Origin of the sequence: Aeromonas popoffii (genome assembly GCF_000820025.1) — a bacterium.
GTDB classification, from domain to species: Bacteria; Pseudomonadota; Gammaproteobacteria; order Enterobacterales; family Aeromonadaceae; genus Aeromonas; species Aeromonas popoffii.
In genome coordinates, this window is the sequence record NZ_CDBI01000105.1 from 1 (window position 1) to 12,922 (window position 12,922).

General features: G+C 59.0%; 12 protein-coding genes, 1 rRNA gene, 1 pseudogene and 1 riboswitch. Of the genes and pseudogenes, 6 read left to right on the forward strand and 8 right to left on the reverse strand.

Annotated features, from left to right (window positions below):
• Positions 1–68: 68 nt before the first annotated feature.
• The 5 genes from rrf to BN1129_RS21545 all read left to right on the forward strand — a co-directional run bounded on the left by rrf (position 69) and on the right by BN1129_RS21545 (position 5,568).
• A 5S ribosomal RNA gene (gene rrf, locus BN1129_RS21525) occupies positions 69–183 on the forward strand.
• Between the two features lie 298 nt (positions 184–481).
• Positions 482–934, forward strand: coding sequence for an early set domain-containing protein (locus BN1129_RS21530; protein WP_042039350.1), 453 nt, complete (start codon positions 482–484; stop codon positions 932–934).
• Positions 935–1,145: 211 nt separating this feature from the next.
• The gene (locus BN1129_RS21535) at positions 1,146–3,293 is read left to right on the forward strand and encodes an adenosylcobalamin-dependent ribonucleoside-diphosphate reductase (protein WP_042039351.1); all 2,148 of its coding nucleotides are present in this window, start codon (positions 1,146–1,148) and stop codon (positions 3,291–3,293) included.
• 10 nt (positions 3,294–3,303) lie between these two features.
• Positions 3,304–3,987 (forward strand): TSCPD domain-containing protein, encoded by a 684-nt coding sequence (locus BN1129_RS21540; RefSeq protein ID WP_042039353.1) that lies wholly within the window; start codon positions 3,304–3,306, stop codon positions 3,985–3,987.
• Between the two features lie 210 nt (positions 3,988–4,197).
• The gene (locus BN1129_RS21545) at positions 4,198–5,568 is read left to right on the forward strand and encodes a PhoH family protein (protein WP_042039354.1); all 1,371 of its coding nucleotides are present in this window, start codon (positions 4,198–4,200) and stop codon (positions 5,566–5,568) included.
• An 83-nt stretch (positions 5,569–5,651) separates the two neighbouring features.
• Here BN1129_RS21545 and BN1129_RS23690 read toward each other — a convergent pair.
• From BN1129_RS23690 to thiB, 5 genes and pseudogenes are all read right to left on the reverse strand, one after another.
• Positions 5,652–5,780, reverse strand: a pseudogene (locus BN1129_RS23690) (thiamine ABC transporter ATP-binding protein); the annotation flags it as partial.
• Positions 5,781–5,806: 26 nt separating this feature from the next.
• Complete coding sequence (locus BN1129_RS23695; protein WP_157013519.1) at positions 5,807–5,944, reverse strand: hypothetical protein; 138 nt, start codon at positions 5,942–5,944, stop codon at positions 5,807–5,809.
• A gap of 23 nt (positions 5,945–5,967) precedes the next feature.
• Positions 5,968–6,669, reverse strand: a complete 702-nt coding sequence (thiQ, locus tag BN1129_RS21550; protein WP_042039355.1) for a thiamine ABC transporter ATP-binding protein — start codon at positions 6,667–6,669, stop codon at positions 5,968–5,970.
• On the reverse strand, positions 6,656–8,275 hold the full coding sequence (gene thiP / locus BN1129_RS21555) for a thiamine/thiamine pyrophosphate ABC transporter permease (RefSeq protein ID WP_042039356.1): 1,620 nt from the start codon (positions 8,273–8,275) through the stop codon (positions 6,656–6,658). The genes thiQ and thiP overlap by 14 nt, the downstream gene beginning before the upstream one ends.
• On the reverse strand, positions 8,272–9,252 hold the full coding sequence (gene thiB / locus BN1129_RS21560; protein WP_042039396.1) for a thiamine ABC transporter substrate binding subunit: 981 nt from the start codon (positions 9,250–9,252) through the stop codon (positions 8,272–8,274). Before thiB ends, thiP begins: the two co-directional genes overlap by 4 nt.
• 54 nt (positions 9,253–9,306) lie before the next feature.
• A riboswitch (TPP riboswitch) is annotated at positions 9,307–9,397 on the reverse strand.
• Between the two features lie 92 nt (positions 9,398–9,489).
• Here thiB and BN1129_RS21565 point away from each other — a divergent pair.
• On the forward strand, positions 9,490–9,780 hold the full coding sequence (locus BN1129_RS21565) for a PilZ domain-containing protein (RefSeq protein ID WP_042039357.1): 291 nt from the start codon (positions 9,490–9,492) through the stop codon (positions 9,778–9,780).
• Between the two features lie 59 nt (positions 9,781–9,839).
• On the opposite strand, the gene BN1129_RS21570 is transcribed toward BN1129_RS21565, so the two are convergent.
• The 3 genes from BN1129_RS21570 to leuC all read right to left on the reverse strand — a co-directional run bounded on the left by BN1129_RS21570 (position 9,840) and on the right by leuC (position 12,897).
• Positions 9,840–10,769, reverse strand: coding sequence for a hypothetical protein (locus BN1129_RS21570; protein WP_042039358.1), 930 nt, complete (start codon positions 10,767–10,769; stop codon positions 9,840–9,842).
• 118 nt (positions 10,770–10,887) lie between these two features.
• Positions 10,888–11,487: a 3-isopropylmalate dehydratase small subunit gene (gene leuD, locus BN1129_RS21575; protein ID WP_042039359.1), complete on the reverse strand. Its 600-nt coding sequence runs from the start codon at positions 11,485–11,487 to the stop codon at positions 10,888–10,890.
• Positions 11,488–11,499: 12 nt separating this feature from the next.
• Complete coding sequence (gene leuC, locus BN1129_RS21580) at positions 11,500–12,897, reverse strand: 3-isopropylmalate dehydratase large subunit (protein ID WP_042039360.1); 1,398 nt, start codon at positions 12,895–12,897, stop codon at positions 11,500–11,502.
• Positions 12,898–12,922 lie beyond the last annotated feature (25 nt).

A 12,922-nucleotide genomic window follows, 5' to 3' on the forward strand; every position in this document is an offset into this window, starting at 1 on the left:
AATTCAGTGATAGTGATAAGCCAAGGGCAACATCATTACTCACGTCAGCTTTCTGGATTAAGAATTTGCCTGGCGGCCATAGCGCCGTGGAACCACCTGATCCCATGCCGAACTCAGAAGTGAAACGCGGTAGCGCCGATGGTAGTGTGGCATTCGCCATGCGAGAGTAGGACACTGCCAGGCACCCAACATCGAAAGCCCGCTCAGATGAGCGGGCTTTTTTATTGGCTGAAATTCAAGTGCTTGGCTGCAATGGCGGGGCGATGCTTTCCTTCTGGCCCTTTCATTCGTTCATTTTTTCCCCGCTCTGATTCGGATTACTGCGCCATCCAGCGTTATATCCCCCCGTCCATTTCGCTTGTCTGAATATAAAAAACACAGAATGTGATACCCCTACCTTTCTTGTTATGCCTGCTCTGCTTTAATTCGTCTGCTCAAGTTTGATGGGCCAAGGAATCACAATAATTTGAGGAATGGATACATGTTCAAAAGAACAGTAACGATGATACTGGCGGCGGGAACCCTGGTATTAGGCGGTTGCGCGTCCCATGGTGGTGCAGAGCAGACTGCGGCAGACAACAGCGACTTCGGTGGCAAGTCCATCTACCTGCGTGGGGAGATGAACGACTGGATGGCGGTGGATGAGAGCAAGGTGGTCAAGGTGGCCGACAAGCTTTACATGGCCAAAGGCACCCTCAACAAAGAGTGGGCTCCCTACAAGTTCAAGTTTGCTGACTCTGGCTGGAGCTGTGGTACCAACTTTGGCTACAAGAGTCCGAGTGACGGTGTTGCCGTATTGGGCGGTGAGGCAGTGCCGGTCAACCCCTGCTCCAAGTATGAGGAGTTGAAGTTCTCACCGGATGTGGATGGTGTCTATGAGTTCTATCTGAATATGGCGGGTGAAACGCCGACCGTTTACGTCAAGAAGCCCTGATCTATCTCTGAGTGTTAAATCTCTTAGAAAATTAATCGGTTAAGTGCCCTGGCCCAGAAATCTGCTGGCCGGGGCATTTTTTTAGGTTAGAATCGGCGCCCTCATGGCATCAGGTGTACTATATGTTGTGTCATTTATTTTACATGGCACTATTTGTTGTGTTTTGTGCTGTTGTCATGATGTTGATGCATTCACATAAGGTTGATTGAAAATGGCTAAATCGAACCCGGTGCTGGAGAGTGAGCTTGGCTCCCGCCTTATCCCCCTGCAGGAAACGTCCCGCGAAATCTGGGATAGCAAGTATCGCCTCAAGAGCAAGGATGGCACTCCCATCGACAGATCTATCGATGAGACATACCAGCGGGTAGCCCGTGCGTTGGCAGAGCAGGAGCTGGAGCCGGAGGCCTGGTTTGAGCCGTTTCTGTGGGCGCTGCGCAATGGGGCCATTCCGGCTGGCCGCATCACCTCCAATGCGGGGGCTTTTGAGCACAAGCCTGCCACTTCAACCATCAACTGCACTGTCTCCGGTACCATTGAAGATTCGATGGACGATATCCTCGGCAAGGTGCACGAGGCTGGCCTGACCCTGAAAGCCGGTTGCGGTATCGGCTATGACTTCTCGACCCTGCGCCCGCGCGGCGCTTTTGTCTCCGGTGCCGGTGCTTACACGTCCGGCCCGCTCTCCTTCATGGATATCTACGACAAAATGTGTTTCACCGTCTCGTCAGCCGGTGGTCGCCGTGGCGCACAGATGGGCACCATGGATATCCGTCATCCCGATGTGATCGAGTTCATCCAGGCCAAGCGCGAAGATGGTCGTCTGCGCCAGTTCAACCTCTCCCTGCTGATCACCGAAGATTTCGTCAAGGCGGTGAAGGAGGATGCCCCCTGGCAGCTGATCTTCCCCTACACCGCCAAAGAGGTGGAGCAGGATGGCATTGCGCTGGACGATCCCGCTCAGGCGCTCTGGGCTGATTGGCCCAACAAGGAAGGGGTTGTTTTCAACGAGCTGGGGCAGGTCGCCTGCAAGGTCTACAAGACCCTGCCTGCCCGCAAGCTGTGGAATGTCATCATGACCTCCACTTATGACTATGCAGAGCCCGGTTTCATCTTGATCGACAAGGTCAACCAGATGAACAACAACTGGTTCTGTGAAGAGATCCGCGCCACCAATCCCTGTGGCGAGCAGCCGTTGCCACCCTACGGCGCCTGCCTGCTCGGCTCGGTCAATCTGACCAAGTTTGTGCGCGACCCCTTTACTGAAAGAGCGGCTTTCGATTGGCAGGCGTTTCGCAAGGTGGTGGCTATCTTCACCCGCATGCTTGACAACGTGGTGGAGATCAACCAGCTGCCATTGCCCAAGCAGCGCGAGGAGATCACAGCCAAGCGCCGTCATGGCATGGGCTTCCTTGGTCTTGGTTCGACCCTCACCATGCTGCAGATCAAGTACGGTTCTGCGGCATCCGTGGCGTTTACCGAGCAAGTATCTCAGGAGCTGGCCATGACCGGCTGGCAGGAGTCGCTGCGTCTGGCCAAGGAGAAGGGCCCGGCCCCCATCATGGAGCAGGAGTTCGAGGTGACCGGCAAGATGCTGCGGCTGCGCCCGGAAATGGTGACCGATGGCCTCAAGGTTGGCGACAAGGTGAAGGGCAAGGTGCTGCACGCGCGCTACAGCCGCTATATGCAGCAGGTCGCAGAAGTGGATCCTGCGCTGGTCGCCGAGCTGGCCGAAGCCGGTGGCCGCTTTACCCATCACAGCAGCATCGCGCCGACCGGCACTATCTCGCTGTCGCTGGCCAACAACGCCAGCAACGGTATCGAACCGAGCTTTGCCCATCACTACAGCCGCAACGTCATCAAGTCGGGCAAGAAGAGCAAGGAGAGCGTGGACGTCTACTCCTTCGAGCTGCTTGCCTACCGCGAGCTGGTGAACCCGGCGGCCATGCCTTACACGGATGATGACGCCAGTCGTCTGCCGGAGTACTTCATCACGGCTGACGACATCACGCCGGCCCAGCACGTGGACATTCAGGCGGCGGCTCAGCGCTGGATTGACTCCTCCATCTCCAAGACCGCCAACGTGCCGACCGATTTCCCGTTCGAGCAGTTCAAGGACATCTACATGTATGCCTCGGATTCGGGGCTCAAGGGCTGCACCACTTTCCGCTTCAATCCTGAGGCCTTCCAGGGCGTGCTGGTGAAGGAGAAGGATCTGGAAAACACTCAGTACGAGTTCACCCTGGAAGATGGCTCCGTCGTCTCCGTCAAGGGGAATGAAGAGATCGAATACGATGGTGAGCTGCACACTGCCGCCAACCTCTACGACGCCTTGAAAGAAGGCTATTACGGTAAATTCTGAGAACGACATTATGGCCAAGAAGATCGACAAGAAAATCGTCGCCTACAAGGTGAAAACCCGGGATGAGCCGCAAGAAGACCTGTCCCCGCAGGATGACGTAGTGCACATGCATGAAACCGTGCTGCGCCCGGAGCGGCTGATGGGCACCACCTACAAGCTGAAGACGCCGGAGCATGTCTCCGAGCACTCGCTGTTCATCACTATCAACGACATCATTCTCAATGAGGGCACGGTGCATGAGACCCGCCGCCCGTTCGAGATCTTCATTAACTCCAAGAGTCTGGAACACTACCAGTGGATAGTTGCGCTGACCCGCATCATCTCTGCCGTATTCCGCAAAGGGGGGGATGTCACCTTCCTGGTGGAGGAGCTGAGATCCGTGTTCGATCCCAAGGGTGGCTATTGGAACAAGGGCAAGTATGTTCCCTCCCTTATCGCCGAAATTGGCAACGTGATCGAGACTCATCTCACCGAGATCGGCATGATCAAATTGCCGGGACTGGATGAGCATCAGCAGGCATTTCTGGCCGAGAAACAGGCTGAACTGCAGGTCCAGCAACAGGCAGAAGAACAGCAGGCCGGCGGTGGTTTCCCGGCCAGTGCAGCGCTCTGCTACAAGTGCCGCACCAAGGCGCTGGTGCAAAAGGATGGCTGTATGACCTGTCTCAACTGCGGTGATTCCAAGTGCGGCTGACAAGCTATTGTTAACTTTGACAAGACCGGCCACAGTGCCGGTTTTTTTATTGCTGCTTTTTTGTTCGAACGATCTTGCCACTCAAGCGATTTGTTGCGTGATAGTAAAATCGGGCGTAGCGTTGGGGGTAATAAATCTGTCACGCTCGTGTGGTTTCAATGACATCTGAGATTCACACACGTGGCACCTTCAGTGCCAAGGAGGATGCTTATGGACAACACGGACCGAAAGCTGTTTATCCTGGATACCAACGTTCTGCTTCACGAACCCCTCGCCATCTACTCTTTCAAAGAGCACGATGTGCTCATCCCCATGACGGTGCTGGAAGAGCTCGACAACATTAAGGATCGTTACAAGGATGTCAGCCGCGACGCCCGGGTGGCTATTCGAGCGCTGGAAGATGTGTTCCGCGATGCAACGCCCGAGCAGATCACCCAAGGTGTACCGCTGGCGGGTGAGGCGAGTGGCAATGTCTGTATCTTCAGTGACCACCATCTGCCTCAGGATGCCGAGGTGTTCACCGATAAAGAGGCCGATAACCGCATCATCAACGCGGCCCTCTATCTGCAAAAGCACGAGTTGAAGCGTCAGGTGGTGCTGGTCACCAAGGACATCAACATGCGCCTCAAGGCCAAGGGGGCCGGGTTGGCGCATGTCGAGGATTATCGCAGCGACCAGCTGATCGACGATATCCGTCTGCTGGCCAAAGGCTTTCAGGTGGTACCCGGCAGCTTCTGGGAGCGGATCGGAGAGTGTGACAGCGAGACCCATGGCCGTGATACCGTCCATGTGATCGATGCCAACCTGCTGGAGGGGGTACACGTCAACCAGTACCTGCTCGACGAGGAGAACTTCTTCGCCGCCAGAGTCTTGAGCAATGATGGCCACAAGATCCGTATCAAGGATCTGGGCCGTGAGCGGCTGATGTCCCGCAAGGCCTGGGGTGTGCATCCCAAGAACGTCTATCAGGGGATGGCGCTGGATGCCCTGCTCGATCCACACATCGATCTGGTGATCCTGACCGGTCCGGCCGGTTGCGGCAAGACCCTGCTGGCCATGGCGGCCGCGCTGGAGCTGGTCATTGAGAAGGGGATTTACGAGAAGGTGATCGTCACCCGGAATACCCCGGAAATTGCAGAGAGCATCGGCTTCCTGCCTGGCACCGAAGAAGAGAAGATGATGCCCTGGCTGGCGGCGGTGACAGATACCCTGGAGGTGCTGCACAAGCAGGACGAGAACATGAGCGGCTCGCTGAGCTACATCATGGAAAAGGCCAATATCCAGTTTAAATCGGTCAACTTCATGCGTGGGCGCAGCATCCAGAACACCTTCGTGTTGCTGGATGAGTGCCAGAACCTGACCGCATCCCAGATCAAGACCATCATCACCCGTTGCGGTGAGGGGACCAAGATTGTCTGCTCCGGCAACTTGGCACAGATCGACTCCAACTACCTGAGTCCGGTGACCTCGGGTCTGACCTACATAGTCGAGCGTTTCAAGGATTTCGATGGCAGTACCAACATTTTCCTGAACGGGGTGGTGCGCAGCAAGCTCGCCTCCTTCGCCGAGGAAAACCTCTGATTTACCTGACTATCTTCCTATGAAAAAGGGGAAGCCGCTTGGCTTCCCCTTTTTGATCCCGTTGCCGGCTCAGCGCCCCAGGGTCATTGCCCAAGGGTGCGCAGCAGGCCGGGGTGATTGCTGTTTTGCAGGATGTCGGGTTTGCCTTGCAGGGCGATGCGCCCCTTGTCCACAAACAGCACCTGATCGGCGATGAGCTGGGTATTCTCCGGCATGATAGGGGGAGACCATCAGCTTGTTAGCCAGCACGACCAAGGTAGCGCAACAACCCGGGATGCTCGCTGTTTTGCAGGATGTCGGGTTTGCCTTGCAGGGCGATGCGCCCCTCATCGACGAACAGCACCAGATCGGCGATGAGCTGGGTATTCTCCGGCATGATAGGGGGAGACCATCAGCTTGTTAGCCAGCGCGACCAAGGTAGCGCAACAACCCGGGATGATCGCTGTTTTGCAGGATGTCGGGTTTGCCTTGCAGGGCGATGCGCCCCTCATCGACGAACAGCACCTGATCGGCGATGAGCTGGGCATCCTCTGGATTGTGGGAGACCATCAACACGGTAATGCTCTGCTCGCAGGCGAGTCTGGCTACCTCCGCCAGCATCTCCCGGCGCAGGGCGGGATCGAGCGCCGAGAAAGGTTCATCCAGCAGTAGCAAGGGCTTGCCACGCACCAGGGCACGCGCCAGCCCGACCCGTTGTTGCTGGCCGCCGGAGAGCTGCTCCGGCAGGCGTGCCAGCATACCGCCAAGGCTGACCCGCTCTGCAGCCTGTTTCACCTGCGCCCGCTGAGCAGGGCTCAAACGCAGGCCAGGGTGCAGACCGATAGCAATGTTGTCGAACACCGAGAGGTGCAGGAACAGGTTGTGATCCTGAAACAGGGTGGTGACCGGCCGCTCGGCAGGCCCCAGCGGCAGCAGATCTTCGCCATCGAAGCTGAGGGTGCCGGACTCCACCGGCACGAATCCGGCGATCATGCCGAGCAGGGTCGACTTGCCCGCCCCGCTTGGCCCTATCAGCGCGGTGATCTCTCCCTTGGGCAGGGTCGCACTGAAGCTGACTCGCCAATCGGGGTAGCTGGTGGCAAGCGTATCAATGTTCAGCATTTTTTCCTCCAAGCCCGCGTTCTACCAGCCAGAACAGGGAAAAACAGAGCGTAAGCAGCAGCAGGGCGGTGGCGGCCGCCTCGGTCAGCCGGTAACTGCCGAGTTGCTGATAGAGCAGCCAGGGCAGGGTGGTGAGCTTCTGGCTACCAAACATGGCGATGGCACCGAGATCTCCGAGCGAGAGGATCATCGACAGCGCCATGGCCAGTGCTAGCGGGCGGCGCAGCAGGGGCCACTCCACCAGTCGCAGGCGATGCAGACCGCGCACTCCCAGGCTGTCGGCCAGTCTATCGTACTGGTGCACCACCAGTTGCATGGGGGCTGAGAGGGTGCGCAGCACATAGGGCAGTGCCATCAGGGCGTTGACCAGCACCACCAGCCAGGGGCCGAGGGCAAAGACATCGGTAAAAGGCATGAACATGATGAAGAGGCCGGTGCTCAGCACGACTGCCGGTATCATCAGGATCATGGAGCCGCTGGCTTCCCACAGGGCGGCGGCCCGCCGCTGGTGGGTGCGAACCTTGAGGTGACGGCTGGTGAGCAGCAGGCCGCTGCCGAGCAGGGTGGCAAGGGTGCCCGCCGCCAGTGCGATCAACAGCGACTGACCGCTGGCCTGCCACAGCTGTGTCGAGGCCAGCGCCGTCAGCAGGCCGGGATTGAAACCGGCCACCAGGATTGCCAATAGCGGTGGCAGGAAGACGGAGAGTCCCAGGATGAGGGCAGCACTGTCTATCAGCCTGGTACCCGGCTGGTGACGATCCGGTCGCAGGCAGGGGCGATGGTTGCTGATCCGGCTGGCCGGCGTGGTCTGCAGCTTGTGTTGTAGCAGGAGCAGGGTGGCGGTCAGGAACAGCTGCACCAGCGCCAGTCCGCCCGCGGTGGCGAGGTCGAAATCAAAGCGCAGCGCCTGATAGACGGCCACCTCCAATGTGGTGGATCTGGGCCCGCCCCCCAGCGCCAGCACAGTGGTGAAGCTGGTGAAGCAGAGCATGAAGATGAGGCTGGCAAGCCCCGGCAGGATGCCACGAATGATAGGCCACTCCAGCAGCCGGAAGATGTGGGCGGAGCGCATGCCCAGCTGACTGGCGAGACGCCAGCTCGATTCAGGTATGCTCTCTATGCTCTGCAGCATGAGGCGCGCCGCCAGTGGCATGTTGAAGAAGACGTGGGCCAACAGTATGCCAAACAGGCCGTACAGGTAGTTGCCGGGATCCAGCCCCAGGCCGCGCAGCAGCTGCGACAGCCAGCCCTGTTTGCCGTGAACCGCCACTATGCCGAAGATGGCGATGATGACCGGCAGCACCAGCGAGAGGCCAAACAGCTTGAGCAGCAGTGAGCGACCGATGAAACGGCGCCGCGCCAGCGCTCTTGCCACCGGAATGGCTACACCTAAGCTCAGCAGGGTGGAGAGCAGCGCCTGCCCCAGGCTGAAGCCCAGCACATGGCGCAGGTAAGGGTCTGCCAGCAGGGTGCGGGGGGCCAGCGAACCGGCCTGCCACAGCAGGGCGACGAGTGGCCCCAGGGATAACAGCAGGATCAACAGGGTGGCTGCGCTACCCGGCAGCCACCAGAGGGGACGAGCCTGTGGTTTCAGATGACGGCTCACTGGGTGACGGCTTGCAGCCACTCGCGGATCCAGTGTTTGCGATTGGCGGCCACCTCATCTGCGCTGAAGGCCAGCGGCTTGGTCACTGTGATCATCTGTTCAAAGCCCTTGGGCAGCGGTGTATCTGTTACCGGATACATCCAGTTGCCAGTGGCGATCTCATTCTGGAAGGCGGGGCTTATCATGAATTGCAGGAACTGGTCGGCGAGCTTGCCCTGAGTCGCGCTGTTCAGCTTGGCGGCCACTTCCACCTGACGATAGTGACCCTCCTCGAAGGCGGCAGCCTGATACTGGGGCTTGTTCTCGGCAATCAGGTGGTAAGCGGGGGAGGTGGTGTAGGAGAGCACCATGTCCGCTTCCCCATCGAGAAACATGCCATAGGCTTCTGACCAGCCCTTGGTGACGGTGACCGTCTTCTTGGCAAGCTCCGCCCAGGCTGCCGGCGTCTCATCCCCGTAGACCGACTTCATCCACAGCATCAGCCCCTGCCCCGGGGTTGAGGTGCGTGGATCCTGGTAGATCACCTTGAGATCCGGGCGTTCTACCAGCTCTTTCAGGCTCTTGGGAGGCGTTTTGAGTTTGTCTTGGTTGTAGACGAAGGCGAAGTAGCCGTAGTCATAGGGAACGAAGGTGTCATCCTGCCAGCCGCCCGGCACCTTGATGCCATCCAGTCTGGTGGTATGCGGGGCGAACAGACCACTCTGCTTGGCTTCGCTGATGAGAGCATCATCCAGCCCCAGCACCAGATCGGCCTTGCTGTGTTTGCCTTCCAGCCGCAGCCGGTTGAGGATGGCGACGCCGTCTTCCAGCGCCACAAGGTTGAGGTTGCAACCGCACTCTTTCTCGAACGCCTGCTTGATCTTGGGACCGGGTCCCCAATCGGCGGTGAAGGAGCTGTAGGTATAAACGGTGAGGGTGTCGGCCGCGAAGGCCTGGGTACTGAGCAGGCTGGTGGCAACCAGCAGCAGGGTTTTCATCAAGTGGCACTCCCTGTTAATGATGAGGTGCCAGCGGATGAGGGCGCAAAAAATGAGCGCCATGCCTCAAATTCCTCCGCCAGCATTATCTGGATCAGGTACACGGGTATAATCTCAGCGGTAAACCGCACCCCGTTTGAGAAACGAACCGCATTGTATTAACGTTCTTGGGGGGAGGCCAGCACAATTGTTCCTGCGGGCCATCGAGATAGCGTCAGCACAACAGAGGATGTTCGTGTGATCACCAGTACCAAGGAAAGACGCGCCTTCCAGCGCATGATAATCAACGCCCCCGTCACCGTCGTTCAGCAACAGCAGGTGCTGGAGGGGATCTGTCGGGATCTTAGTGCCAACGGCATGGGGATCGCGGTATCTGAACACCAGCTCGACATCAATCTGCCGATCCGGGTCAGCCTGGCCACGCACAACAACCTGCTGCCCCCTTTCGAAGCGCAGGCCCGTATCATTCGGGTACTGGAGGAAGAGGCAGGTTTGCTGTTGGCGATAGAGTTTCTACCCGTGACTTAAACCGGCGATCCAATCAATCGGTCGCCATTGTTAACAGTGCGAGCCTGAGTGCTACAGGTTCACTTGTTGGCCTGAACCGGTTGCACACTTAACTGTTTGCTATCGACCAGCGTTTTGCTGGTCGATGCGATTTGGCCAGCAGGCAAGGTGGCGGGGCCTGTGGGCTCGAGCAGCAGGTAGTTCTGACCCTGCCAGTTGAGGGTCACATCCCCCGGCTTGGCGGGCAGATCAACGGCCAGCAGGGCATGGCCGGGTACGAACACCATGGCCTGTTTCAGTTCCGGAAAAAGCTGGGCCAGCATGGCCGCCATCAGGGTTACCTTGCTGTCACAGTCCCCTCTATTTTGCTCCAACACCTGGCGGGGGGACAGAAATCCTTTGCCTTGCCGTCCGCTCTGGTTATCCAACTGCTGGTAGGGAATGCTCTGAATAAAGGTGAGCATATGGGCCACGGTTTTCTGGCGTGTTTCGACTTCGGTTGCTCCTTGTTGTTTCAACTGCTCTGCCAACGGTGCCAGTCCGCTGCGGCTCTCCAGCGCAATGCGCACATGATCTTGCTTGACCGCCAGTTGCCCGTCAGGGGGAGTGAAGTACTGGAAATAGTACTTGGTCAGCCACGCCTGTTCTTCCTTGCTCCGTTGTGACTCCAGCCAGGCCATGGCCTCGCGAGCCTTGTCCTGATTGCGACTTTTCAGATGCAGCTCAAGCGTGGGGCGGGTGAGGGTGAACTGTACCTCGGGATAGTTTTTGCGCACCTCCCGCAACAACACCTGCAACACTTCCTCCTGCATCCTGGCGGGGCGATAGGCGATAAGCGGCGGCAGCTTGCCCTGTTCGAGCCGGTAAGTAAGCTGTTGGGGCTTGCCTTCGCTATCCTGCCAGCCGACGTTGATCTGACCGAGACGGTTGTTGAAGCCGGTTTGACTGGCGCCCGCAGGCAGGGCCAGCAGCAGGGCACAAAGCAGAGGGATTGCCGTCGGTCTCTTCATCATCCTTTCCTGTGGTGTGGGCTCGGTTTCGGTGACCCTGAGTGGGAAGCGTGGCAGACAGTAAAACAGGGAGCCGAAGCTCCCTGTTGATTCTACTTGGTTTATTGCCGCTGGCGGGTCAAATCCAGCTGGGCTGTTTGGCCTCAAAGGCGCTGATGGCAGCCTCGTGCTGCAGGGTGAGACCGATGGCGTCCAGCCCGTTGAGCAGGCAGTAGCGGCGAAACTCGTCGATCTCGAAGCCGAAGCTGAGCTCACCGGCACGCACCAGATTGGCCTCCAGATCCACCTCGATCTGCAGGCCGGGGTTGGCGGCGACGAGCTGGAACAGCGCCTCTACCTCTTCCTCTTTCAGGCGCACCGGCACCAGACCGTTGTTGATGGCGTTACCGTAGAAGATGTCGGCAAAGCTCGGGGCTATCAGGGTCTTGAAGCCGTAATCCGCCAGTGCCCAGGGGGCGTGCTCGCGGCTGGAACCACAGCCGAAGTTCTCCCGCGCCAGCAGGATACTGGCACCGGTATAGCGTGGCTGGTTGAGTACGAACTCGGGGTTAGGTTGCTCGCCGGCATCGTCGAGGAAGCGCCAGTCGTTAAACAGGTGCTTGCCAAAGCCGATGCGGTTCACCTTCTGCAAAAACTGCTTGGGAATGATGGCATCGGTGTCGACGTTGGCGCTGTCGAGGGGGACGACGATCCCCTTGTGTTGCTTGAAACCTGTCATGTTAACTCCCTCTTACAGTGCGCGTATGTCGGCGAAATGACCTGTGATGGCGGCGGCGGCAGCCATGGCCGGGCTTACCAGATGGGTGCGGCCGGCGCGGCCCTGGCGCCCTTCGAAGTTGCGGTTGCTGGTGGAGGCGCAGCGCTCCCCGGGTTGCAGCCGGTCGTTGTTCATGGCCAGGCACATGGAGCAGCCGGGCAGGCGCCACTCAAAGCCTGCGTCTATGAAGATCTTGTCCAGTCCCTCGGCCTCGGCCTGGGCCTTGACCTGCTCGGAGCCTGGCACCACCAGTGCCTGTACCCCTGCGGCCACTTTACGGCCACGGGCGATGGCGGCGGCGGCGCGCAGATCCTCGATGCGACTGTTGGTGCAGGACCCGATGAACACCTTGTCGATGGCAACGTCGGTGAGCTTCTGGCCCGGCTGCAAGTCCATGTAGGCCAGCGCCTTGCGGGCGGACTGCTGCTCCATCGGATCGGCGAAGGATTCCGGTGCAGGTATGGGTTCATTGACGGCGATCACCTGTCCCGGGTTGGTGCCCCAGGTCACCTGCGGCGCTATGTAGGCGGCGTCGAGCACCACTTCGGCATCAAACTTGGCGCCGTCGTCGCTCTGGAGGGTCTGCCAGTAGGCGATGGCCTGCTCCAGCGCCTCACCCCTGGGGGCGAACTCCTTGCCACGGATGTAGTCGATGGTGGTCTGGTCGGGGGCTATCATGCCCGCCTTGGCACCCAGCTCGATGGCCATGTTGCACACCGTCATCCGCCCTTCCATGGAGAGGCCCGCAATGGCCTCGCCAGCGAATTCCACCACGTAGCCGGTACCACCGGCATGGCCGACCCGGCCTATGATGGCCAGCACCACGTCCTTGGCGCTGATGCCCTCCGCCAGCTTGCCGTTGACCGAAATGCGCATTGTCTTGGCGCGGCCCTGTTTCAGGGTCTGGGTCGCCATCACGTGTTCCACCTCGGAGGTGCCGATGCCGAACGCCAGCGAGCCGAAGGCGCCGTGGGTGGCGGTGTGGGAGTCACCGCAGACGATGGTGGTGCCGGGCAGGGTGATGCCGAGCTCGGGGCCCATCACATGGACTATGCCTTGGTATTTGTGGTTGAGATCGTAGAGGCGAACCCCGAACTCTTTGCAGTTGTCGGCGAGCGTCTCCATCTGGATGCGGGCCATCTCGCCGGAGGCGGCGATGTCCTTGGTGGTGGTGGAGACGTTGTGATCCATGGTGGCCCAGGTCAGATCCGGGCGACGCAGCTGGCGGTTCATGGCGCGCAGGCCATCGAATGCCTGCGGGCTGGTCACTTCATGCACCAGGTGGCGGTCGATATAGATGAGCGGCGTTTCGCCTGCCACTTCACGCACCACATGGGCGTCGAATACTTTCTGATAGAGGGTCTTGGCCATTGCTTCTCTCTTCCTTGTTATCTGT

What these genes read in the sequence shown, in the direction of transcription:
- BN1129_RS21530 (WP_042039350.1), top strand. Translation starts at nt 482, where the DNA reads ATGTTCAAAAGAACAGTAACGATGATACTGGCGGCGGGAACCCTGGTA.
- BN1129_RS21535 (WP_042039351.1), top strand. Translation starts at nt 1,146, where the DNA reads ATGGCTAAATCGAACCCGGTGCTGGAGAGTGAGCTTGGCTCCCGCCTT.
- BN1129_RS21540 (WP_042039353.1), top strand. Translation starts at nt 3,304, where the DNA reads ATGGCCAAGAAGATCGACAAGAAAATCGTCGCCTACAAGGTGAAAACC.
- BN1129_RS21545 (WP_042039354.1), top strand. Translation starts at nt 4,198, where the DNA reads ATGGACAACACGGACCGAAAGCTGTTTATCCTGGATACCAACGTTCTG.
- BN1129_RS23695 (WP_157013519.1), bottom strand. Translation starts at nt 5,944, where the DNA reads ATGCCGGAGAATACCCAGCTCATCGCCGATCTGGTGCTGTTCGTCGAT.
- thiQ (WP_042039355.1), bottom strand. Translation starts at nt 6,669, where the DNA reads ATGCTGAACATTGATACGCTTGCCACCAGCTACCCCGATTGGCGAGTC.
- thiB (WP_042039396.1), bottom strand. Translation starts at nt 9,252, where the DNA reads ATGAAAACCCTGCTGCTGGTTGCCACCAGCCTGCTCAGTACCCAGGCC.
- BN1129_RS21570 (WP_042039358.1), bottom strand. Translation starts at nt 10,769, where the DNA reads ATGAAGAGACCGACGGCAATCCCTCTGCTTTGTGCCCTGCTGCTGGCC.
- leuD (WP_042039359.1), bottom strand. Translation starts at nt 11,487, where the DNA reads ATGACAGGTTTCAAGCAACACAAGGGGATCGTCGTCCCCCTCGACAGC.
- leuC (WP_042039360.1), bottom strand. Translation starts at nt 12,897, where the DNA reads ATGGCCAAGACCCTCTATCAGAAAGTATTCGACGCCCATGTGGTGCGT.